General features: G+C 47.1%; 34 protein-coding genes. 11 read left to right on the forward strand and 23 right to left on the reverse strand.

Annotated features, from left to right (window positions below):
* From AACT23_RS17635 to AACT23_RS17660, 6 genes are all read right to left on the reverse strand, one after another.
* Positions 1 to 513: a phage major tail tube protein gene (locus AACT23_RS17635; protein ID WP_064626343.1), complete on the reverse strand. Its 513-nt coding sequence runs from the start codon at positions 511 to 513 to the stop codon at positions 1 to 3.
* 8 nt (positions 514 to 521) lie between these two features.
* Positions 522 to 2,315, reverse strand: coding sequence for an Ig-like domain-containing protein (locus AACT23_RS17640; protein WP_094130227.1), 1,794 nt, complete (start codon positions 2,313 to 2,315; stop codon positions 522 to 524).
* Positions 2,316 to 2,387: 72 nt separating this feature from the next.
* A complete protein-coding gene (locus tag AACT23_RS17645; RefSeq protein ID WP_094130230.1) occupies positions 2,388 to 2,729 on the reverse strand; it encodes a GPW/gp25 family protein in 342 nt (113 codons plus the stop codon).
* A gap of 121 nt (positions 2,730 to 2,850) precedes the next feature.
* A complete protein-coding gene (locus AACT23_RS17650; RefSeq protein ID WP_094130233.1) occupies positions 2,851 to 3,573 on the reverse strand; it encodes a phage baseplate assembly protein V in 723 nt (240 codons plus the stop codon).
* An 8-nt stretch (positions 3,574 to 3,581) separates the two neighbouring features.
* Entirely contained in the window at positions 3,582 to 5,234 is a 1,653-nt protein-coding gene (gene terL / locus AACT23_RS17655; protein WP_094130236.1) for a phage terminase large subunit, read from the reverse strand.
* Entirely contained in the window at positions 5,231 to 5,782 is a 552-nt protein-coding gene (locus AACT23_RS17660) for a phage protein Gp27 family protein (protein ID WP_094130239.1), read from the reverse strand. Before AACT23_RS17660 ends, terL begins: the two co-directional genes overlap by 4 nt.
* A gap of 139 nt (positions 5,783 to 5,921) precedes the next feature.
* On the opposite strand from AACT23_RS17660, the gene AACT23_RS17665 reads away from it, so the two are divergent.
* The 10 genes from AACT23_RS17665 to AACT23_RS17710 are packed head-to-tail and all read left to right on the forward strand — an operon-like array spanning position 5,922 to position 11,402.
* On the forward strand, positions 5,922 to 6,560 hold the full coding sequence (locus tag AACT23_RS17665; protein ID WP_094130242.1) for a hypothetical protein: 639 nt from the start codon (positions 5,922 to 5,924) through the stop codon (positions 6,558 to 6,560).
* Complete coding sequence (locus AACT23_RS17670; RefSeq protein WP_094130245.1) at positions 6,557 to 7,144, forward strand: hypothetical protein; 588 nt, start codon at positions 6,557 to 6,559, stop codon at positions 7,142 to 7,144. Before AACT23_RS17665 ends, AACT23_RS17670 begins: the two co-directional genes overlap by 4 nt.
* Before the next feature lies 1 nt (position 7,145).
* On the forward strand, positions 7,146 to 7,544 hold the full coding sequence (locus AACT23_RS17675) for a phage tail protein (protein ID WP_094130248.1): 399 nt from the start codon (positions 7,146 to 7,148) through the stop codon (positions 7,542 to 7,544).
* Complete coding sequence (locus AACT23_RS17680; protein ID WP_094130251.1) at positions 7,541 to 7,759, forward strand: tail protein X; 219 nt, start codon at positions 7,541 to 7,543, stop codon at positions 7,757 to 7,759. The genes AACT23_RS17675 and AACT23_RS17680 overlap by 4 nt, the downstream gene beginning before the upstream one ends.
* Positions 7,750 to 8,781, forward strand: coding sequence for a phage late control D family protein (locus tag AACT23_RS17685; RefSeq protein WP_094130254.1), 1,032 nt, complete (start codon positions 7,750 to 7,752; stop codon positions 8,779 to 8,781). Before AACT23_RS17680 ends, AACT23_RS17685 begins: the two co-directional genes overlap by 10 nt.
* A gap of 1 nt (position 8,782) precedes the next feature.
* Positions 8,783 to 9,949, forward strand: coding sequence for a baseplate J/gp47 family protein (locus tag AACT23_RS17690; protein ID WP_094130257.1), 1,167 nt, complete (start codon positions 8,783 to 8,785; stop codon positions 9,947 to 9,949).
* 24 nt (positions 9,950 to 9,973) lie between these two features.
* Positions 9,974 to 10,234, forward strand: a complete 261-nt coding sequence (locus AACT23_RS17695; RefSeq protein WP_094130260.1) for a hypothetical protein — start codon at positions 9,974 to 9,976, stop codon at positions 10,232 to 10,234.
* Positions 10,231 to 10,770, forward strand: coding sequence for a lysozyme (locus AACT23_RS17700; protein WP_094130264.1), 540 nt, complete (start codon positions 10,231 to 10,233; stop codon positions 10,768 to 10,770). The genes AACT23_RS17695 and AACT23_RS17700 overlap by 4 nt, the downstream gene beginning before the upstream one ends.
* A 1-nt stretch (position 10,771) precedes the next feature.
* Positions 10,772 to 11,134 (forward strand): hypothetical protein, encoded by a 363-nt coding sequence (locus AACT23_RS17705; protein ID WP_094130390.1) that lies wholly within the window; start codon positions 10,772 to 10,774, stop codon positions 11,132 to 11,134.
* 4 nt (positions 11,135 to 11,138) lie between these two features.
* Positions 11,139 to 11,402: a hypothetical protein gene (locus AACT23_RS17710; RefSeq protein WP_176428701.1), complete on the forward strand. Its 264-nt coding sequence runs from the start codon at positions 11,139 to 11,141 to the stop codon at positions 11,400 to 11,402.
* Here the strand turns inward: AACT23_RS17710 and AACT23_RS17715 are convergent.
* From AACT23_RS17715 to AACT23_RS17795, 17 genes are all read right to left on the reverse strand, one after another.
* The gene (locus AACT23_RS17715) at positions 11,386 to 11,574 is read right to left on the reverse strand and encodes a hypothetical protein (RefSeq protein WP_141195570.1); all 189 of its coding nucleotides are present in this window, start codon (positions 11,572 to 11,574) and stop codon (positions 11,386 to 11,388) included. The two genes, AACT23_RS17710 and AACT23_RS17715, sit on opposite strands and share 17 nt — an antisense overlap.
* Positions 11,537 to 11,812 carry a hypothetical protein gene (locus AACT23_RS17720; RefSeq protein ID WP_001900928.1) on the reverse strand — a complete coding sequence of 92 codons (276 nt, stop codon included), beginning with the start codon at positions 11,810 to 11,812 and terminating at the stop codon, positions 11,537 to 11,539. Before AACT23_RS17720 ends, AACT23_RS17715 begins: the two co-directional genes overlap by 38 nt.
* A complete protein-coding gene (locus AACT23_RS17725; protein ID WP_141138128.1) occupies positions 11,797 to 12,258 on the reverse strand; it encodes a regulatory protein GemA in 462 nt (153 codons plus the stop codon). The genes AACT23_RS17720 and AACT23_RS17725 overlap by 16 nt, the downstream gene beginning before the upstream one ends.
* Positions 12,255 to 12,530 carry a hypothetical protein gene (locus tag AACT23_RS17730; protein ID WP_141138397.1) on the reverse strand — a complete coding sequence of 92 codons (276 nt, stop codon included), beginning with the start codon at positions 12,528 to 12,530 and terminating at the stop codon, positions 12,255 to 12,257. Before AACT23_RS17730 ends, AACT23_RS17725 begins: the two co-directional genes overlap by 4 nt.
* 136 nt (positions 12,531 to 12,666) lie before the next feature.
* Positions 12,667 to 13,917, reverse strand: a complete 1,251-nt coding sequence (locus tag AACT23_RS17735) for a GIY-YIG nuclease family protein (RefSeq protein WP_094130271.1) — start codon at positions 13,915 to 13,917, stop codon at positions 12,667 to 12,669.
* A gap of 110 nt (positions 13,918 to 14,027) precedes the next feature.
* Entirely contained in the window at positions 14,028 to 14,723 is a 696-nt protein-coding gene (locus AACT23_RS17740; RefSeq protein WP_094130274.1) for a DUF2786 domain-containing protein, read from the reverse strand.
* Positions 14,716 to 14,925 carry an SEC-C metal-binding domain-containing protein gene (locus tag AACT23_RS17745; protein WP_094130277.1) on the reverse strand — a complete coding sequence of 70 codons (210 nt, stop codon included), beginning with the start codon at positions 14,923 to 14,925 and terminating at the stop codon, positions 14,716 to 14,718. Before AACT23_RS17745 ends, AACT23_RS17740 begins: the two co-directional genes overlap by 8 nt.
* Positions 14,912 to 15,772, reverse strand: a complete 861-nt coding sequence (locus AACT23_RS17750; RefSeq protein WP_094130280.1) for a hypothetical protein — start codon at positions 15,770 to 15,772, stop codon at positions 14,912 to 14,914. The genes AACT23_RS17745 and AACT23_RS17750 overlap by 14 nt, the downstream gene beginning before the upstream one ends.
* Positions 15,769 to 16,152, reverse strand: a complete 384-nt coding sequence (locus tag AACT23_RS17755) for a hypothetical protein (protein WP_176428702.1) — start codon at positions 16,150 to 16,152, stop codon at positions 15,769 to 15,771. The genes AACT23_RS17750 and AACT23_RS17755 overlap by 4 nt, the downstream gene beginning before the upstream one ends.
* Before the next feature lie 193 nt (positions 16,153 to 16,345).
* Positions 16,346 to 16,492 carry a hypothetical protein gene (locus tag AACT23_RS17760; RefSeq protein WP_176428703.1) on the reverse strand — a complete coding sequence of 49 codons (147 nt, stop codon included), beginning with the start codon at positions 16,490 to 16,492 and terminating at the stop codon, positions 16,346 to 16,348.
* A gap of 10 nt (positions 16,493 to 16,502) precedes the next feature.
* Positions 16,503 to 17,153, reverse strand: coding sequence for a DUF3164 family protein (locus tag AACT23_RS17765; protein ID WP_094130283.1), 651 nt, complete (start codon positions 17,151 to 17,153; stop codon positions 16,503 to 16,505).
* Entirely contained in the window at positions 17,150 to 17,401 is a 252-nt protein-coding gene (locus AACT23_RS17770; RefSeq protein ID WP_094130287.1) for a hypothetical protein, read from the reverse strand. Before AACT23_RS17770 ends, AACT23_RS17765 begins: the two co-directional genes overlap by 4 nt.
* A complete protein-coding gene (locus AACT23_RS17775) occupies positions 17,401 to 17,619 on the reverse strand; it encodes a hypothetical protein (protein WP_094130290.1) in 219 nt (72 codons plus the stop codon). Before AACT23_RS17775 ends, AACT23_RS17770 begins: the two co-directional genes overlap by 1 nt.
* Entirely contained in the window at positions 17,616 to 18,014 is a 399-nt protein-coding gene (locus tag AACT23_RS17780; protein WP_094130293.1) for a hypothetical protein, read from the reverse strand. Before AACT23_RS17780 ends, AACT23_RS17775 begins: the two co-directional genes overlap by 4 nt.
* 2 nt (positions 18,015 to 18,016) lie before the next feature.
* Positions 18,017 to 18,949, reverse strand: coding sequence for an AAA family ATPase (locus AACT23_RS17785; protein WP_094130296.1), 933 nt, complete (start codon positions 18,947 to 18,949; stop codon positions 18,017 to 18,019).
* Positions 18,946 to 20,994: a transposase domain-containing protein gene (locus AACT23_RS17790; protein ID WP_094130299.1), complete on the reverse strand. Its 2,049-nt coding sequence runs from the start codon at positions 20,992 to 20,994 to the stop codon at positions 18,946 to 18,948. Before AACT23_RS17790 ends, AACT23_RS17785 begins: the two co-directional genes overlap by 4 nt.
* A 2-nt stretch (positions 20,995 to 20,996) precedes the next feature.
* Positions 20,997 to 21,221, reverse strand: a complete 225-nt coding sequence (locus AACT23_RS17795) for a helix-turn-helix domain-containing protein (protein WP_094130302.1) — start codon at positions 21,219 to 21,221, stop codon at positions 20,997 to 20,999.
* 182 nt (positions 21,222 to 21,403) lie between these two features.
* Between AACT23_RS17795 and AACT23_RS17800 the strand changes: the two genes are divergently transcribed.
* Entirely contained in the window at positions 21,404 to 22,144 is a 741-nt protein-coding gene (locus AACT23_RS17800; protein ID WP_094130305.1) for an XRE family transcriptional regulator, read from the forward strand.
* Positions 22,145 to 22,271 lie beyond the last annotated feature (127 nt).

Here is a 22,271-nt window from a genome sequence, read left to right on the forward strand (position 1 = left end):
TTACAAAGTGACTGTGACACCAAATTGACCAGGGTCATCTGGCGGATATTTCGCGCCCGTTTGCATGTCGAGCATGAACACACGGCCCGAGGTATTGCTGATTTCAATAAAGTGCACAGCAATGTTGGCGGTGTACGGTGAGCCTTCATCGTTGTATCCAGGCACTGGCGGATTCTTCACATAGCCATGAATACGAGTGATACCGGCATCAATGATTTTTGTGCCCGTGTCAGAATCCAGCATTCTGACTTGGCCCGTCATGCGCAGCTTTATCCAACCGTCGTTATTGGTCAGTTGTTTCACATCGCCTAATGCGACCGACTGGAACTCGATGGTTGCCGTTGGCGCTTCGTATTTGCCAGTGGGTACTTCCACATCACCCAGACCACCTAAGCCGCCCACGGTGGCCATCTTACGTTGCAAATCCGCGCTCGCACTTTTCACACGTCCAACGTATTGGGTCTCATTGATGAACGTCATCTGGTCACGCCAGACTACACTTTTCTCTGCCATGACTTACCTCACGCAATCAGTTTGCTAAAGGCGCTTTCCAAGCCTTCAACGTAAATTTCAGCGACAAACTCGACGCTCTGCATGGGTACAGGCGGCGTCATTCGATAGCGGTACTTAATTTTGCCCAGCATCAGATTGGTGAGCGGGTTATCACCGGCATCAATCGACACACTGCTGTACACCAAAGCGGTACCTTCTTTCGAACGCAGATAGTCGTTCACCGTATCTTTCACGCGGCCACACGTGGTGTTGGCAATATCGGTGGGACTGGTGAACATTGGAAAGTCCAAGAACTGACGAGTGACATCTTCAATGCTCTCTTCAATGATGTCCGCAGTGCGGCGCACCGAAAGAAACGACAGGTAATCACTTTTGGCTGGGAACGCGGTTGAGTAGTTACCAAAGTTCTTCCAACCGCCGTGGTTCATCAGCGTCGTAATGCCATTCACGTTGAGATAGTTCACATCACACGATGGGTCGCTTGGGATGTAATCCAACTCAATCGATGGGCCAATCACATCCGCCATTACATAGTTCGATGGTGAACACCAGTAACCCGTCTCCGGCACAATGTTCTGCTCGGTTTGGTCACGGTCTACCTGAGCAATCAATCCGCACAGACTTGGCGCGTACCAATCCACAACTGTTGCGCCATCTTCAGCCAGCACTTTCGGACGCGGCCAACCAACATACGCTCGTTGTGAGGTGTACTTTTGTTTCCACGCGTAAGCTTCTTCTGGGGTTGAAATATGCTCAGGCATATCACCCACCCAAATACCGCGAAGGGTGCTGATAGCCGCAACCGCAAGCCCCATCGCGCCATCCTTGTGCAAGATGCCCGGAGCCATGTTGATTTTGGATGAGAAGCCATAAGTCTGTTTTGCTTTGCGAAGCAGCGGCAGCGCTTCCATGAATTTCGCGAGCAGCGCATCGGTCACGCGAGAAACTGTCAGTACATAAGTCAGCTCAACGCCTGCTACGTCACCCACATTGATGGTGACATCGTTATCGTTGGTGTAGCTGTAGTTACTCTTCGGTGCGAGCGTCACCGTGACCACGGCTTGTCCTTCAGACAAAGGCGTAATGGTGCCGTCACTGCTATCGACCAAAGCAATGGCTTCATCAACAATCGACCAAACAGCGGTTTGCTCGTACGGGTTGATTAACGCGTTTGGTTGAGAGTCAGCACCTAAGAACGCGGTCGCTACAGAATCGCCCAACGTTGCTGGACTCATCACCTTGCCTGCGCTCGGGTTGGTTTGAGCGACCGTCACGCCATAGACATGCGCTTCGTCTACATCATTCTCGCCATCGTTAAAGGTGACTAATGCGGTAATGTTGGCAACGCCTGCTTGCACGGGAGTGACAACACCCGTTACCGCATCAACGGTCGCAATCGCTTCATTGTCTGAGCTGTACGCAATGTCATAGGCGTGAGGGTTTGAAATTGAGATAGGCAAGCTTGCACCATCATCAATATAGATTGAGGTGCTAGACGTGCTCATCGTTACGCCAGAGACAGCAGGCTCTTCGACTTCAGGGAAGTCGCTGTCTTTACCTAGAGGGATGGCAATAATGGAGTTGCTTGGCACATAATTGTGAACACGACGAATGGCATTTTTCAACGTGCCTTCACCGAAGACTTTTTTCGCGTCGTCGTAATTGGTGGTGTGGTAGAGCTTTAATGGCTCTGCCAACTCAGAGGTTCCGAACACACCAATCACACTGGACGACACTTCGATGACCGAAATGGGACCTGTGAGCGATTCGATGGTTCGGATGCCGTGAAGTAATTCGGCCATGGATACTGTCTCCTGTTAATCAGTGGAGTCAGTATCTGAGATTTCTATAGGGATAATTTCCGTTCGGCAGGGTTAGGCGTTGGTGAAATCGAAGACTTCACTTTGACCCGTGGCGAGAATTTGGCAAGAAAGTTTAATGCCAATGATGCCTTGTGGCAAATCGGTTTGGTATACGATGATGCTTTCCAGCCTAACGCGAGGCTCGTACTTTGCCACAGCTTCGGCAATCGAGACTTTCAGACCTTGCACTTCCCATTGAGGCTTATCAACATACTCTAATGCATCGGCCGCGTAGTCCGGCATGTAAATCCGTTCACCTTTCCCCGTGTACACAATCATAAAAAGCGACTGCTTAATATCGGACACCAAATCGATATTTCGCCCGCTTGCTGCAAATTTGAGTGAGTAGGTCATGCGTACCCCGTTTGAATTCGTTTGAAATCCGGTTTGAATGAGTTTGAATAAAAATATTCGAACATTCACACCAGATTGAAATTAAACGCCCTTAGAATCGCTCTGAGAGCGTTTTGTTATTTTATTGATTTGCACCGGAGGTTGGTCTGCCTTCAGCGTCATTGTGGGTATGGCTAATCACAGCGACCGTTACCCCATTAATGGTGACTGAGCCTTGCATGATTGCGCCGCTGCTCATCACTGCCGCTCCTCCAGTGGTACTGCCGTAACCCGCCGCGCCCACCAAACCGGTGAAGGTGGCCGTTTTCATTCCCGTCAACGTATCCATCAAGGTGGTGGCTTTGACGACCTTGAGCGTATCAAGAAGCTCGGTGGCTCCAGTTACTTCCAGTTTGGCATCAATCAATACTTTGTCGGGATTGACGGTGATGGCTGGTGTTCCACCGCCAATCTTGAGCACACCCGTTTGGGTTGACTGGTCATATTCTAAAAGCGTGCCGTCTTTAAACTGAACCCCAAACTTATCGATGTTCGCGATATAAGGCTTTGCTGATTTGTTGGCCATTGAGCCAAGCACAAAGCCGGACATCATCGAGCCACTGGGAATGAACAGGCACAGCACTTGCTCACCAACCTCAAAGTTGCACGAAATGCTGACGCTTTTACTGCGCATCCCCAGAACAGGAAGCCAATCTGATTCGGGATATCGCAGCCCAGGGAAAGTGACCTTCACGCGCCGCAGATGCGCGTCAACGATGCTGACCTCCCCAATGCACACCAGTTTACGCAGCATTGAGAGTACATCACTCAGTTTGGCTTTTATCTCTGCCAGTTTATTGAACATATTGGCTCCTAACGCAATATCCGGCTTAACGCACCACCGCCGAATCGAGACAGCGCCTGCGCGGCAGTGCGGATAGGCCTTGGTGTTTGTGGCACTGCGCCACCAACAAAACCGGATTCAAATCCACTGATGGCCATCTCTACCGCATCAGGGCCATCATCATGACCACGTGGAAACTCTAGGAACATTTGACGCAGCAGTGTTTGGGTTTCTAAGAACTGAATGAGGCCATTCTCCACCTGTGAAGACAGAGACTTGATCCGTACCTGCTTGTTGCCGCCTTTGAACTCACGAACCGGAAGACGCACACCTTTCTTCTTGGCGTAACGCATCACTTCTTTTTTGTAGATCTTCTGGAAGGCGACCGTTTCAAACATCACAAAAGACGGTCGATGTTGCAGATACACATCCACAATGCGCTGAGCAAACTGCAAGTCCGATTCCTTCCAACCTTTGGCAAAGAGGACATGATCCACCATGGTAATTTTGTGGCGAGCCACGACCGCAATAAATGACCAGTCGCCTTTCTTCAAACCCGTAGCAGGGTCAACTGCCATGCCAATGGTGCAGTCTCGAAGGTCAAGTTCGTAAGGCTTGAAGTAGATAAACCAATCTTCTTTAAAGTCCGCATCTTCATCGGCAATGGGTCGGTTCATCCATTCCGTCCACCACGCACTGCCGGAGGCTATCCGCTTATTCTCTAAGTCTTGCAAACTCCAGCGAGACGGGAACAGTGGACGCCCTGAAGGCGTAATGGCACTAAAGCGCAGACCTAACCAGTTTGGAAGACGACCGTCTTCAATCTGATTTAACAAGCGTGACGGCAAGTCGTCAGGGTGCATGATGGTATTGGCAATGATGGTCAGTGCGCCTTTACCCAAGTTCATGATCACGCGCTTAAACCAACGTTCAGCCTGACGACGTAGTGTGGGCGATTCCACCTCTTTATCATCGAGTAAGTCATCACAGATGATGTGGGTCGGACGCTGGTATTTGTTCTTGATACCACGAAGACGTTGACCACGACCCACCGCAACAATGGATGAACCATTCGCGAGCTTTATCTTACGTTTGGTCCAGGTGTTGCCTCGCTGCTCGCCGTAGTCGTCCAGGATAAGTTCGTTATCTTCTAAGTCGTCTTTGATGGCGTCCATCATCTCTTTGGCGCTATCAGCCGATGCACCACAAATCACAATGAACGAACCAGGGTGATTGAGCGCAAGCCATAACGGCATCGCCTGAGTATTACGAGTGGTCTTACCGTGGTCACGTGGCTCGATGTCAAGAATCCCTTCGTATTCACCACTGATGGGCTGCTTAATAAAACCATGATCGCGTGGGTCAATGAGTTCTTTAAACAGCGCTTCATCTTGACGGTTAAGATTTCGATTAGCCGCAAGACGCGTGAGCGCCAGTTGATATTCACTGAACGCCAGCGTGAACGCATCAGGCATGTAGGTTTGACAGAAGTAAGCAAAGTCATGCTTGGATTTAGCGCGGCGTTTTTTGCGGGCTTTTTCTTCCTTCTCTTGACGTGCTAACGCTCGCGCTTCTTGCGCCTTACTTTGTTTGGCAATGCGTTTGTCTTCAGCCGCAATATTGGCGCTGTCACGAATGTTCTCTAAATCCGCATCAGACAAACCTTCAAACAGGCCACTCATCGACGGCCTCGTTTGGGTTTCTGCTCAATACGAATTTTCTGGATGATGCTCACCAGCTCAAACAACAGCTCTGGGTGTTTCTCTTTGAGCATATCAGTGAGCTGATTTTCAAACTCCGCTTTCGCCGCATCGACGCCTTTACGAAACTCGACTTTCAAACGGTCAAGGTTGACCTGCGCATCGGACAGACGAGCCAACAGGTTGGCAAGCTTATTGGGATCTTTAAATGACTCAGGACCAAACTCCAACTCACGCAGCACTTTAAACATGTAGCGCTGCATGATTTGTAAGTTCAGCTCTGAAATATCGGTGTTTGGACTGTCTTTGAATTCCTTTAGAAAGACCTCAGCCTGCTCTTGAACCAGACGCTGCTCTTCAATCAATTCTTGGTTACTGCGAATAACACGATGCACTGACGAACGGGAGATATCAAAGCCATCTTCTTTAAGCTGGGTAGCTATCTCATCCAGATTCAGTTTGTCTACGGTGTACATCTCAATGACGCGCTCAAGCAGCCCGTGCAATTCCACCTTTGAGCGTGGGGCCATGGGGTTTCCTTCTTATTATTTTAGTGAGTTTGAAGCTTATCCCTTGGAGGTCTTATTAACTTCCGTTCGGCAGATGTCAGCTAAATAAAAGGCAGAATTCAATCAGGGTTCAAACACAGTTCAACGGAGCACATCAGCAATGAAAGGTTTTCTGGATGCGCTGCATAACACCACCAAAGCGATTGATGGACTGCCAGAAATACTGGCTCCATTTGGGTTGCAGTGTGTGCGCGACAACATGAAGAACGGCACCTTTAAAGCCAACTCTCCGCTGACCAAAAACACCAAGAACGCAGGAGCGAAACCGCTCTTTGATACGGGCGAGACCTACGCGTCACTCACGTATCAGGTAGGCAAAGACGAATACCGTGTGGGAACAAACAAAGCTCATGCACCGCTGATTAACGATGGCGGCGTGATTAAGGCCAAGAAAGCCAAGCAGCTCGCCATTCCAGTGAACAAGCAAGTGAAAAAACGTACTGAGGTGTATGGAGTGCGTAAGATCTTGGAAGGCTTAGAGCGCCAAGGGTGGAAGATTTTCTACCGCCCTCATTCGATTATGGGGCGAGCGCCACTCGGCGCTAAAGCCTTTGGTCAGCGAGTAAAAACCAAAGCGAACCGAAACAACAAAGGCGCAGATAAAGGTGTGTTCTACGTGCTGTATATCCGAACGCCCCAGGTCAAAATCTCCAGCCGCGAGTTCATGTACTTAAGCCCTGAGCAGCAACAAGCGCAAAGAGAGATGGCATTAGAGCAATTAAAGGCAGCGATTCAATGAAAGTAATACGAGCATTAGAGAAAGCGTTAGAAGAGGCGCTTGGCATGCAGGCGGTGGTTGAACCGTCTAATGCCATCGCCCGAAAAGAAGTGCGCGTGATGTTTAATGGCATTCGCGGTTTGAACCGCTTGCCCCTTGCAGTTCAAGGCTCCTACGTCCCCTATGAAATGTTGGTGGATGTAGTGATATCCGCCCGAGTCAGTGGTGGCAACACGCAGTGCTTCTTATCCAATCAGCAGATGCAGCTCAACCTGTGCATGACCGATTACCTGACCAACGACTTAATAATATTGAAAGACATTGGCGAGGCGTTGCCGCCTGGATTTGGCGGACTCAGTGAACGGTTAACCATTAAAGGTGATGCAGAGATTTCAGATGCTCGCAAAATTGGTTCGAGCTGGAGTGAGCCGAAACGTGACGATGACTTTGAACACAAAGACGAGCTGTTTGTCTGGCGTGAAGATTGGCAGGCCACATTAGAGCTGACCGTGCACAAGCAATTTACTAACCCAGAAACAACAGAAATCACTGCTGTTAGCGAATTAACAGGTGAAAGCCAAACCATCAGCGATGAGGAGCAATAACATGGCAGAGCAATCAGCAAACTATGCCCAGTGGGGCGGCTTTGGTGACTTGGTGTTTAAAGGTCGCTTCACACCAAACAAAATCAGCGACTCGCGCACTTTTAAGATCAACAAACAAGATCTGGTTAACGGTTATCCCATGCACCAGAACATGGGCGAAGATGAGCACACTGCATCATTAGAGCTGACCTTTAACAACCACTTTGTGGACATTACCAAGATGACCAAGCAACTAGAGCAGATGGGTGAAAACGGAGTGCCTCGCGCTTTGGTGGTGGGTTCAACCGTACATGGCCGATTCAGTATTCGCAAAATCAACCGCACCAATGTTCAAACTCTACCTAGCGGCGTAGTGACCAGCGTGGACTATCAACTGGATATTGTGGAAGTACGTACATGAACACCTTAATTGCTCGTCAAGGCGAGCGCTGGGAGCAGCTTTGCTATCGCGCCTATAGTGCGACCAACCAAGCACTCGTCGATGCGCTCTTTGATGCTAACCGTGAGCTGACCCGCGCCATGACCAGCTTTACCTTCAGCGGAGGCGAAACCGTCAACATCCCTGCGGTGAAAGTGGTGAACACCGTCAATGTGGAGACGCCACCATGGGCATAACCGCAACAGGGCTTATTCGTCCATTCGCTATTTTGCATTGGGCAGGAAAGGATGTGACCGCAGAGCTTAGCCGCTATGTAAAGTCGATGACCTACACCGATGTGATGGAGAGCAAGCAAACGGGCACCGATACCTTGTCTTTGACGCTGTTTAACAAAGACCGACGTTTTTGCGATGCGTGGTATCCGACCAAAGGCGACACCTTAAAGCCCGGTATCGGTTGGTTAGATGAGCAAGGTCAACGTCATGAATGGTTATGGGGTGAGTTCAGTATCGATGAAGTGGCATTCAAAATTGGCCCTGATGATGTGATGGTCGGCGCGAACGCCAAGCCGCCAACTGCTGAGCGTGGCTTTATTGATAACCAGCAATGTCTGGTACAAGAGAACGTGACCTTCGAGCGCGTTGCTCAGTCCTGGGCAAAAGACAGTGGCTTGTCGTTTATCAAAGCACCTGACACGCCGGACTTTCGTTTTGACCGCATTGAGCAGCGTGATGAAAGTACGCCCGCGTTCTTAACCAGACTGTCAGAGCAAACCAGTGTGCCGATGGCCATCAAAGGTAAGAACCTTGTAATGGGCAACTTTGAGTCTGATGTGATTCAAATCGACACCCTCAATCGCAGCGTTCTGACCTCTCTTAATCTGCCTGACAGCGATCGCTCTAAGTATGTCGCGGTTGAAGTGAATGGTTATGACCAACAAGCACAGAAGCTGTTCAGCTATCGAGCCGGTGATGCCACCGCCACAGGCGACAGAGTCAAAGTGCTGCATAACATCGACAACGTGAAATCCATGGCTGACGCCAGAGCGTACGCCGAGTCCTATTTGCAAAACGGTGCAGACGGCAAGCAAGGCGCAAAAGGCCGAATGTCGGTGGTGAATACCATGCTGACCACCGCGCACCTGATTGAATTTTTAAACCTTGGCAAAGTGCCAAACCGCTGGAAACCCACCACAGTCACCACCTCCATCAGTGGTCGTTCGTGGACGGCCAGCGCTCAACTATCAAGAGCAAGCTGATATGACAAACCGATTTCCAAACATACCAGAGCCGAAACTGGTTGATGTGGACTATGACGCTGACCTTGCCAGTTTGAAGGCTCGCTATCAAGAAGGCACTGGTCACTATCCTGGCATTAATGATCCCGAAACCTTCCACCTTGAGCAGATTGCCTACGAGAAGAACGAACTCAAAGCGCTCATCAACTATGAAAGCAAACAGAACTTGCTTCCGTTTGCTGAAGATGAACGCTTGGACAACATCGGACTACTGACCGAAACCGAACGACTGCCAGCCTCAAAGGCCCGTACGGTAATGGCGTTTAACTTTTCCTTGCATACTGGGCTTGTCATTCCCCAAGGCTATCAAGTGATTGCGGTGGATAACCAAACCATTTTTGAAGCATTGGAAGATACGGTGGTCAGTGCCGGCATACTCACTATCAATGTAAATGTGGAATGCATTAAAGCCGGTATTCAAGGTAACGGCTTCTTGCCTGGACAAATTAACCAAGCTGTTGAGCCATTAACCGCACTTGAAAGCGTGACGAATACCGAGACCACACAAGGTGGTTCGGAGATTGAAGACAATGATGCCTTTGCTTATCGCATCTATATCTCACCGTCCAAGTTCAGTGTGGCTGGCCCCTATGAAGCGTATGAGTATTTTGCACGCTCCAGCAGCTCGTCGATTAAGAACGTCTCAGTCTGGACGCCTGCACCGAATGAAATTGAGATCAGCGCCATTTTGCAAGACGGCTCGCTGCCGAATCAAGCCATCAAAGACTTGATCAAATCGGAATGCTCAGGGGCAAAGCGTGTTCCGATGGGAGACTTAGTACGCGTCGTAGACGCAGAGGATGTGGCCGCAACCGCCAGCTTTCACCTGCAAATCTTTAGTGATTACGCGTCACTGGCTGAATCCATTCAAAGCACGGCCAAAGCGAACATTGAAGCCGCAATCAACGCGTGGAAGACCCAGCACGGGCGCGACATTGTGCCTGCGGCTTTAACCTCACTGGCGCAACGCATTGAAGGGGTTTACCTCGCCAAAGGCACGGTGAAAGACAGTGAAGGCACGGTTATCACTGACACCAAGAGCGTGACGAAAAAGCAAAGACCGCTCATCACATTAGAGAGTTTTACCTTTGAGGTTGTGAGCGAAAACAGCCAGCAAACATTTGAATAACAACAATAACAGAGAAGAAAAACAATGAATGAAACTGGAATTAAAGCGGCGTTGATGTCTCTGGCTGATTTAGCGGGCCTCAAGAAAGTCGGCACCTCCGTCGCTGCAACGATTGTCAGTTTTGGGGTTAACGATATGGCGCAACTGGTTGCCATTGCCGTGGGTATTGTGTCGGGCTGCATGGCGATTCGTCACTACGCGGTGGCCACACAATTAAACAAAGCCAAACTGGCTCGTCTGCAAGCGGGTGATGACACCATGATGGAGTCGGAGGAGACTTCATGAACCTGAAAAGTAAAGCGACCCAAGTCATCGTCTGCTCTGTGACTGCGGTGTTAGCGATCGTGTTCAACATCGATGACGAACTTAGCGTCAGTGAAAACGGGCTTCGCCACATTGCCAATGAAGAAGGGTGTCGCCTCAAAGCATATCAATGCAGTGCTGACCGATGGACGGCAGGCATGGGACATACAGAAGGTATTACCGCATCAACGCTACTCACTGAGCAGCAAGTGGCTGAATACTTTGTTAAGGATGTCGCCAGCGCGGAAAGGTTCGTAAAAAAGCAGATCAAGAAAAAGCCGAATCAGGCAGAATACGACATGATGGTAAGTTTTGTTTTCAACCTAGGCGCTGGCAATTTTCAGACCTCTACGCTGCTTCGCAAGTTTAACCAGGGCGACAACCTTGGCGCTTGCAAACAGTATCCTCGGTGGGTGTATGTCAATGGCAAAGACTGCCGAGTTAAAGAGAACGACTGTGAAGGCATCACCAAACGACGCAATAAAGAGATGAATATCTGCTTAAATGGATGGCAATAACATGGGCGTTCTGAGCCAATTCAAACGCACCGCACTATGGGTAGCGGGAGCCATTCTCATCCTGAGCTTACTGGTGAACTACAAGCTGTTTGGTTACACCAGTGAGCTAAAGGCCAGCAATAACACCTTGAGCGAGACCATCACCAGTCAGGAGACCTCCAACAATCAACTGGCCCAGCGTATCTCTGAATTAACCGACCAACGAAGCAAGGCGCAGCAAGCCGCTGACGAATCGTCGCATCGAGAACGCGATGCCCGCATTCGGCTAAGCGACCGCATTGAACAATTAGAAAAGGAACTCAAAGATGAAACGTGCAGCACTGTGCCTATCGCTTATCCTGCTGACTGGGTGTCAGGATACTAAGGTTGTGACTCGTTATGAGTATCAGGATGTGATTCAGATACCACCCAGTAGTGACTTGATTGAATGTGAGCAGCCTTTTAATCAAAAGCCAAAGACCTATGGTGAAGCGGTCAGCCGCGATGAAGTGTGGTTAACATACTTTCGGCTCTGTGCCTGCAAGCTTGAGCGCAATCGCATCTTCTACGGTTACACCAATAAAAATGACGCTTGCTCCAAGCTGGAATCAAGCGCCATTCAAACTCCACAACCGGTTACCCAAACAGACTAAGCTGCTCCTCAACCTTGCCATTGGCCGCTTCGCCCTTGTCTTTGACGAACACAAACCAGGTTTGCAATTTGGAGGCAAAGAAGTAGCCATCTCGCACATGGTTGCGCTGTGTGCGAGTGCAGCTATTAAAGACCTCATAAGCTGGAAGCATACGGATCGGTTTCGATTGCATGGTAATTACTCCTTCTCCATAGGTACTCGGCTAACTCTTTTGGTGTGTACCAATTGCGGATCCCCAAATCGCTTTTAATGATCGCTTTATCGACTTGATTGAGAGCCGCTTGAAACTCACTTGCAGCAATGCGGTTGTCGGGATACATTTCAAGCAATAGCGCTTCTAGTTCATCTTGCGTTTGAGGGTTCAACACTTCATAACGCGGCTCTGCCCGAAACTTTACTCGCCGTGACATGACGCCTCCTTACCCGCAATCCAACGCTCAAGCCCTAAAATCACCGGACGAATATTGTCACGAGTGAGCCAGCGAGCACGCTCCACCTTAATGGTGCGCTTTACAAAGCTATCGAGCGCAGGGTCATCTAGCCCTTGCCAGCCAATAGATTTTGCTAATATCGCCAGTTTAGCCCATTGCTTACTGGATGGCTGATTGGATGAGCTGCCACCCAAGCGCTTTTTAAACTTAGGCGAGTCTTCCAAATAACCTTGCTGCTTTAACTCGTTGACTAACTGCATCAGTGCGCCATCGGTTAAATCCTTACAGCTTGTTTTGCCTGTTTGGATACCTAAGTAGTTGCGGTACTCATCGTCATCAAAGAAACCCATGCGATCGAGTAGCAGCGCTTTCACACCTTTATGCACCAAACCATAATAAGCATGGCGGTTAATTTTCATCTTCATAGCGCCTCCTCAATCGGTAAGGTGAAGGGTTTGCCGAGCCAGTTCTTATTCGCCACACGAAGCAATAGAGCCGCTAAAAACTCTGATTTTTCTTTGGTAGAGAAGCCAGCGTTTTCGCGCAGCGAATCAAAGAGGTCAGCACTGTCGGCATCGAGAACGAACTTACGCTCAACACGGCCTAACGCCTTGCTACGTAAGCGACTATCACGGGTTCTATCTGCTTGAGATTTGGGGTTATCGACTTTAGGTCGCCCAAGGCGAATGGAAGACATGACCATAAATGTTACTCACTAACAAAAAGTGTTTGGTCATAGTTTATGCATTTGAAAATGAATGTACGAAAAAGTTAAAGGCGGGATAAAAGAAAACCGCCCGAAGGCGGTGGGTGGGTGTCGTTCACATGTAGACTTAAGCGGCTACTTCTTCTGAGTCCATTTCTAGACTTCTGTAATACTGTAAAGCCACAGGGTCTGCGACATACTCAACGACACCATGGTTACGCTCAACAGCATCAATAATCTGCTGTAACTCCACTTTGAAGAATTCTTTTCGTAAATTGATCTTATTCATTCGATGTCTGTTCAACTCAGTATGTAGTGCATTCTCTAGTGCTGGCGCATCATTACAAGAAATCATAGCATGCACATCAAACTCAAATGGCACTGATGCATCACCAAGCTCTTTAACACGCTCCATTGGCTCTAAACGTCGTGTCATACCAACCTTAAAGACATCCTCTCCAAATGAACCAATATTGGATATGACATATACATGTCCCTGCTTGGTTAATTGGGCCATCGACTTCGCTCTTTCATATTGTGAATGAACGTCTGCTATTTGCTGTTCAAGCTCTGCTCGTTGCCTTTCTAACTCTTCTTTATATTGCCCCTCGGCTTGAGCTAAGGCTTCTTCAACTAAGCGACGTTGCTCAGCTAGCCGGTTTTCTTCCTCTTCAGCTTCTCTTTGGCGGCGTTCAAGTTCATCTTGACGCTGCTTCTCTTCTTTCATTTGACGCTTGATTTCAGCTTGAGCCTCTTTTTCGTCTTGTGCTGCCTCCAGTAGTGATACCTTGTCATAAAATTGTTCAACAATTTCATCCCAAGCTGAGTTATCTTCTAATCCGAAATACAAGATATCACTTTGCAGGTCTTTGTATTTACTCATTTCCTTCTTCAATTGATCATATTTTGTTGATTGATTTTTAAGGCTAATACTCGCTAAAAGGGTTTTCACTCTAAAGTTATAAGCACTATCTACAAGACGCTGCAATGACTTACGGGATTTATTTTTGTTTTCTTTATGTTCATTTCGATCACGGTTTAAAGAGTTCCTTTCTTTTGAAACTAGTTGGTCAACTTTGTCTCTCACTTCTATATCAAAGTTTTCTACTCTTTCATTATGATCTTCAATATCTAGATCAAGTTCCCGCCTTTGCTGACGAACTTGTTTTTTCAAGAAATAGCCAATAACCACGCAGCTTAGTATGAGCAATCCAAAAAACATGGCTACAAGACCATTTGGAGATGATGAAAACTGCACTAAATTGTTGTGAATATAACTAATACCTTCAATGACAATTGAAACTAACCATATAATAACTCCCAATATTACGATGACGATGCCACCTAATGCATCCCCACCTTTCTTTTTTCGAGCCATTGTTTTTATTCCTTTGTTTACTTAACGCTTTTGTTCTTATACACATACTTTCACATACAAAAAAGCCCACTAGTGAAAACAGTGGGCTAGTTAACAAAATGCAATTTATTTTATAAAACCGAGAGCTTGCCGTGCTCTTGTCCGTTAACACCATGATTCAGTTCGGCGGCTTTACCAGCTACGTGACCAGCCCAAAGCGCATCATCAGCTCCACCTCTTGCGTTCTTAGTCGAAGCTTTGCGAGTGTCGCCCGTTTTTAAATCGGGGTGAGCTTGCTTCATGTAAGTGGCGAGCTGCCGTGACTCTTCATCACTAAGTGAGAATTCTTTGACCTTAGTTCTTACACTGCCGACCCAACCTTCACAGAAAAGATCGGCTCTCGATGTCTTGGTGCTTGCTTTGATGCGCTTATTCAGCGTGGAGATAAACTCTTTACGCGCTTTGATAAGCTGACGCTCTAACACTTCATAAGCATAGGCCGCCACATCAGGGCGTTCATTGTGGCCAGTGAACGTAACAACGTATCCGCCTTTAAAGCAGTTCCAGTTGAAATGCACACGACAACCGAAAGCTTCAGCCACCATTGTGCTAAGGCAAGCAAAGTAATTGGTTGGTTTTTTCGCTTTAAACTTAGATTGAATCTCGCCGGTACAAACATCGCTGAGTTCTGGACTCTCATCCGAAAGGCCATGCTGCTGCATTAACGCTTGAGCGCGAGACATTGCCGCTGCCGCTTCATGTTCATTGGTTGACTTAGCCAAGCGCAGTAGCTTCTTGATTTTGTTGATATGCTTTGAGTTAGCCATGAGCTTTCTCCTTCATATCTACCTGCAACGCCTTTACTTTACTCAGACAACAATGCTTCAACTTTTTACCTGAGCGACAAATGCAAGGTTTATTGCGGTTACGCTTCTTACTGATAAGGCGTACCAATTCTTCCAGTTGCTCATCAGTGATGTCATCAGCCACGATTGTTTGGTCCATAATTTCGGGGTTAATGTTTTCCATCGGATACCTCCTTCAGTGCCGCGTAGACCTTATGAAGCCTGGCAGCACGCTCGAAATCACTAATCTGAATACAACCGTAGATACGCCGACCAATAGACTTGATGCTGCGTTTAACATCAAAAGGCTGCTCAATATTGCATTCTGAACGAATGCGAATCCCCATAGCTAAATCAATGACGACTTTTTTAACGATGGGTTCAAGCGAAACCACAACCGACTTCGCTGGTGCTGATACTTGCGGACACGACGCTTGTAACGAGTCATTATGTTCTCCTTGCGTTTGATCTAATCGCTTGCATATCGCACTATGTGCATTGGATAAGTTACCTAGCGCTTCTTTTACTGTTTCGATAATCTTAGAAAGGTATCGATAGTCAGCAGTAAGGCGCTCTGGTACATCAAACCCTTCAAAATCGAGTTGCTCGAATTCTTCTTTATATAAGAAACAAGGGTTTCTAATTGGCTCATAAGGATTACTTGTCACGTAATCACTCCAATCATCAACATCGTATAGTTCACGAGCTAACTCTTTGGATAGACTGTAATCCCGACGCATTTCACATACCTTCTGACGCATCTCTAAACAGAAAGCATCAAAATCAGGTTCGTACTTCTCCATATGAGGAGCCAAGCACCCGATTAAATAACCATTATTACAATCACGGAAAAACTCTGAGATAAGGCGAAACCCCATACCTGGCCAAAACGCCGTCCAAGATCTTTCCCAACAATTGATGGTTATTTTTCCTTGATGCGGCTCTAAGTCTTCGAGGTAAACATCAATAGGGTCTAAGTCTTCTACTTGAGTGATTCGTAGCTTGGTCACAGTTGTATGCTGAATGTTCATGCTTTCCCCTCATCAAACCCAATCCATACTTCACCACTAAGGTTGTGTAGAAGCTGTAATTCAGCACAATCCACAAAACATGATTTGATTGCTAAGTCTTCTGGCAGAGTTTTAATGGCTTCTTTTAGTTCTTTGACGCTAGAAACACTTACGGTTTGTTCACCATTTGCGAAGTAAAAATCTAACTCTTCAAACACTTCCAAGCGCTCAGCGGAAAGACCGCCAGCTTTACCCGTCACGCTAACGATGACTTCACCACAGAGTTCCCAAGGTTCGCTGCACACCGTTCCGATGTGAAATTGAGTTTTATCTTTTAACAGGGGGAAGTACTTAACCTTTTGACCGATTGGAAATAGCTTTTGAGCCGTTTGAATATCCATTTTGAAATACCTTTAAATCGGGTTTGAATATACGTTTCACTAAATTCAGGCAAAGCGAAGCCAAAGCGGGTACGCGTGGAGCGTCGCTTGCCTGTATTTAATAGGTTGGTTATTGGGTGTATTTACTCGTTACGAGTCACTGTTGTTCTGCTTTATGGACGATGGTCCTTAGCATGGAAATACGAGTCATGTTTCAACATCCCATGCTTGGCTTACCAAGGTGGTCTAATACCTTCTGTGCTAACTCTTTTGCATCTTGAGGATTACTTGCGAGCATGCACTCCAGTGAGCTTTTAGCATCAGAGACGCTGGTATTAATGAGCGAGTTCACTATATCCATGGTGGCATCCTTATAATTTGCTGAAGTTCAAGTGAACCTGTTGGTATTCGCCTTGCTCGTCGCGTTCGTAGAAGTTGAAGTACGACTTGCTACCAATGATAAGCAGTGACTCCTTTGCGGCTTCCTGAGCCTTACGCAACGTTTCGTCTTGGAAGTCTTTGCCAATAAAGCTAATGGTGTTTGCAATAGAGGCATCGTTAACAAAGAAGTCTTGAACCGCGATTAACACATCATGCGGCAGTTTGTCTTTTTGGCTGTTGTAGTAGTCACGAGCCAACTGACGAGCGGCATCATGCTCAGGGCCAAGGGTTTTTAGTTTGGCGGTTTTGTAAGTAATTTTGTATTTGCCATCAAAGCTAAACATCGCCACATTGTCGCCAGTGCCCCGTGTATGCAGCTTAGTACCGTATTTGTCCAGCATCTCAACGCGGAACATTTCAAAAGCTTGCATCAAATTCACCTTGAACGTTTGAAGTAGTTTCTGTTGCTCTTTCACTTGCTTCAGTAAACCTGTCACAAACGCGTCCTTACGCAGCTCATGAGCCGGAATATTACATTGTGCGATAAGGTTACCTTCTGCGTTATATACAAAGCCTTCTGGTGCAGATGGGCGAGTTGGCTTTACTTCTTTGGTTTCTGTTGCTTGAGTGGTTTGGTTCATAATGGTGCTCCTGTTTTTACAAAATGGTCAGCTTTAATAAGCTCGTTCTGTTGTTTTAAAAATTGGTTTACTGCGCTATAAGCGATATCTCTTGCACCAAAGGCAGTGACTGCGGATGCTGAATCGACTTGTGTGATCGCTTCCGCACGGCAATCAGAGATAAAGAATTCACCGATGCCGTTTTGGTTATTCGGACCAAAGCGAACAATCACTTCGAGCCTAATTTCTTGATTGGGTATTCGTGCCATTACGCCTCCCAATAAATAATGCTGTTGTTCAATCTGACGGCTTGCATGTGGCGCTTAATCCCTTGGCTGTACATGTTGATATCGAACTTCTTCACGTCCTCATCAACAATCAGTAAAGGGCTATCACTCATTACCAGCTCACCTTTACCTTTAGGTCTGCGGCTGATAACTCGGCCACCGTGTAGCCACACGAACTCATCAATTTTCATTCGGTTCATAAACCCTCCAATGGACGAAAAACTTGCGTTATCAATGTAAAAGCGGGGTTGTTTAAAAATTCGAAATCCGACAACAGTTGTTGATTCACGCCTTTGTTACCTCTCTGACAATAAGCACATTTATCATCACGTAGATTCCAGCGTGGAATACGACAACCACAGCATTCGCAGGGCGCATAGGGCGAAATCCCTGTTAACCGATACACATAGCTATTCCTCTCTTTACCGACGATGAGCACCACGTAATGTTTGCTCATCTGAGCTAAAACGTTTTTCACGGCAGGCTGACTAACATGACAAGCTGGATTCATGGCTATCCGACCCGCTGAACTGTCTCCAATCTGACGCATAATGGTCAGCACAATCTCTATGGTTTCACTTCCTTTTACTGCCATAACTAGACTCCTATACTTTCCTTTAAGTAGTGATGAGCAGCTGCTAGGTGTTTCGGTGTCAACGGCTCATGGTTTCGTGATGCTGACGAACTGGCTAACATGATCATGTCGGCGAGTGTTCTAAGTTGACCTGTCGTTTTCGGCACAATGGCGTACGCCGCTTTAAACAACTCTTGGTCTTGAATGCCCCAAGCTTGCATATAGCTTTTGATATCTTCCTTTGATGCAACCTTGATGCATGTAGGGCGGATCATTCGGCTCCAAATCGGGTTCATATTGACTTGAGAGCGAGCCGCACTCATGCGAGTACGCACCACATCGTTCCCTAGAAGGAACACGCCACACTTGCGTTCTGCCAGAATGCGCAGACCGTTAAGCACATCGTCAGAAAGGTATTGCGCTTCATCGATGATGATGAGGCCATTTGAACCATCCAGCTCTTGTGCAATCGCTTTTTGCATGCGGTAGACCGTCATGCTTGAGGTCTTGATGTTCATGCTTTCACAAAGCTCAGACAGGATTGCTCTTGCTGATTTGCACAAGTTTGAAGCCGTCACAATCCATACATTGTTGTGCTTGCGTTGATACTCTTCTGCGGTCACGGTTTTACCGATACCTGAGCCTTCATACACCATCGACCAACGGCGCATAGTGCGAGCTAAATCCATCAACTTCCAAATGGTTTCAGAAGTTGGCAACATCAGGAATTCAGGCTCTTGTAATGACACATCAGCAAACTCTTCAACCTGAGTACCACGTGTGTTCAACCACGTTTCAAGCTTTTGAAGCTGAGCTTCGGTGTCACCCGTATAAGGCTTGTTATTGAACAGTTTGCTAAGAATGCCTTCGTCGATATCCGACTCTTTAGCAATCTTGCGGTTGCTCAGTTTTTCACTGCTTTTAACCGTTAGAACTTGTTGAATAATGTGGTTCATTTCGCTTTCCCGTACTGCTGCATAAATGCGTCTAAATCCATCGCAGGTTCAAAATCCGCACCCACGGCTTTTTTCTCAAACAATCCATCAAAGTCACTGGTATTCATTTGGTGTTGCTCTGGTGTTCTTGGTAGTTCTGGCGTCATTTGAGTAATGCTTGGAACCATTCCACCTAATGGCTCTGGCTTCTCATGACTACGTGCCAACTGTGCGAGGTCTTCATTCGTTAACTCGACCATTTGCTCTTTCAGCCAAGCGGCATGGTTAACACCTTCGGTTTGGTACAAGTTCTGACGACGCGCTTCGCCTAAATCGTCATAAGCCACATCAGCATAAAGTGGGATTTCACCAATGAACTCACCACGCTCACTGTAGGCATACACACAACCTGTTAGGTCATAAGGATTGAAGCGTAGGTGGACGCTTTGACCGATGTACTCAAACAACAATGGGCTGCGATAGCGGTTCACCAAATGCTTGCTGTAGCGTCCTGCGTTAAGTTCGACTAGACCACCATTGTGAACCTTCACACCTTTACGAGTACGGTGCAGGCACAAACGTAATTGGGTTGCGGTAGGCTTACGGACTTGAATTTGGCGATAGCTTTGTTCAAAAACCTGCTGGTAACTGTGAATACCGCGAGCCATTTCACTGCGACGACCTTCCTGACTGTTCCAATCGTCAACCCATTCGGCAAATAGCTCAACAACCAATTCAACAGGCACTGTGGTTTCACCGTAGTTCGCAGGCTTGCTGGTGGCAGATTCACCGGCATAAGCACCCGCAAAAGCTGGATGGCGTTCAAACTGACCGATGCCGCCTTTAGAATGGAACAAGCGTTCAACAGGCTTGGCACGTGCGTTACCTTTACGACCGACGTTGTCATCTTCAACTCGAGTCCAGTTAACCTTTGAACCCAGAGCTGTGATGGCACCTTCAATCTCTGCGTTATCAAACTTCTTGTGCTCTAGCTTGCCTTTGCCTGTGGCTTTCGGACGCGAAGTACGACCTGTCATCGCCTCACTTAAAGCGACTGAACCTCGGTCAAGGTCAAACACTTCAGGAATGCCGAACTTTGAAACCATGTTGAAAAGGGCTATCCCAAGCATTTCTGTGTTTTCGCTGACATCGATGGCGTAGCCAGTAATCATGGAGCTGTACACATCCTGGAATACCCAAACCGTGGGGCGAATCACCGTGCCATCTTCTAAATGACAACGAATACGGAATTCGTGGCCATCACCAGAAACACGCTGCATGGCATGCATTCCTGAGCGAGTTCGACGCTGTGCTGGAACCAATGCTTGCTTAGCAGCAAACAGACCGCCGCGACAGTACACTTGTAACTCATAAGGAATATCATCATTCACTCGGCTGCGAATGGTAGGCAGACTTGGAACTTCCCAACCTTCGCGCTCAGCAGCTTTAACCATGCGGTTGTAGCACTCTGAAACGGTGGGTTTCTCAGGACGTAAATAATCTGCTTGAAACATTGACCACGCTTCAGGCGACAACTTAGCCACACGTTTACCGTGCACACCTTGTCGATCCAAAAGAGCAGGAAGCCAATCTTCAACAGGGATTTTATTGGTTTGCAAACCTGGCTTGTTGTAGAACCAGCACACTAATGTGGAGTATTTCTCGCCAGACTCCTCCGCGACACGAGCCATGGATTTACGCATGCTGATGCCAGCCTCAACGTAGGCTTTGACGCGCATGCACAACTCATACTTCTTCTTGGTGTTTTCGCGCTTATGGTCGGTGGCTTCTTCATACTCAAGCCACAGTTCATCAGACGCAGGAGTGACGACCTGACGAGCATTACGGCTGCTTTCTGCTTGTTCGGTTTGTTGCTTTGCAATATCACGCAATAGATACAAACGCGTTTCTTCAGGTAAGCAGTCAATGTGATACTCAAAAGCTTTTGAACCTTGGCGTTTGCGTTTTTGATTGTAGCTAGCCAACTTATTCAATCTGTTCCTAACATTGTGAACCATGGTTGGCATGCCAATTAAACCTACACATTCTTGTGCTGTTACATACATGACTACGCCACCTTGTTGATGTAACGACTAGGCCAAATATCTGAAGGCTTAATACCAAGAGCATCAGCAATAATCCCTTCACCTTTCGGCCACGGACGATTTAGTGCATTGGAGAGTGTTGTAGGAGCTAATCCAGATTTGATTGATAGCTCTTTAACCGTGAGCCCTTTCTTATGCAGAGCGGCAACAATGTCGATTCGATGCATGTCATTTTTTTCATTCGACATAATGATCTCCTGTACCTTTTTTGATAACCTGATTAGTCATCAAACTAACCAATAGAATTTAAATTCGAAACTTAGTGCGTTGACTTAATAATTGATCGAACTATTTAACGAGTCAAGGTGTTTTTTATCGGTTTTTTATTCGAGCGTCGTGCTTTGGTGTTTGTTTACAGGAAAACTCTTAAATGTCAGATACTTACAAAGAAAAGACTAACGATGAAAAAAATGAAGAAAAACGGTTTTTTCGTGATGATATAAAAAACCGCTTCGCAGAAAGACTTGAAGAGGCTATGGCAGGAGAAGCCAATCTGTCATTCGCACAAAAGTGCGGCATATCTGAGGCAACAATACGAAAGTATAAAAAAGGGGAAACTACTCCAAATTTAGAGATCTTAGATGCGATCGCGAATGCCGCTAAAGTAGATCTTAATTGGTTGGCTACAGGTAATGGTGCCAATACACAAATAGTGCAAGTTGCTAGTAAACCCATGAGCGAAGGTAGTGTAGAGGTTGTCCAATATGACTTAAGAGCGAGTGCGGGCGCAGGTTGTTTGGTGGTTTCAGAAAACCCAGTGGCTAAGTTTGAGTTCTCACGTGAGTGGCTAATCAAACAAGGCTTGAATGGTAAACACCTAACAGTGGTAGAAGTGTACGGCGACTCTATGGAGCCTACGCTTATGGATGAAGACCTAATGCTGGTGGAAGTAGTAGACGACCCTAAACAGGCTCGTGATGGTGTGTGTGTGTTTAGAATTGATGATGAAGTAATGGTGAAACGCGTTCAGTATGACTTTGCGAGTGGTGGCTATCATGTCACGAGTGATAACACTGCATACAGCCCGTTCTTTATCGGTAAAGAGTTTGAAGGCCGTTTCCAGCTTCTTGGACGTATGGTGCGAGTGTTGCAGCGAGCGAAGAAAGCATAATTTAACGATCATTTACCAACAATGTTGATCTGTTTTAACTATTAACTATGATCTCTTCATAAAAGCCCTAAGATCTTGAATAATTCACTTTAGGGCTAAAATCCATCCTTTCTTGATTATTTTCAAA

The organism is Vibrio sp. V09_P4A23P171 (genome assembly GCF_963875615.1).
Lineage (GTDB): Bacteria > Pseudomonadota > Gammaproteobacteria > Enterobacterales > Vibrionaceae > Vibrio > Vibrio anguillarum.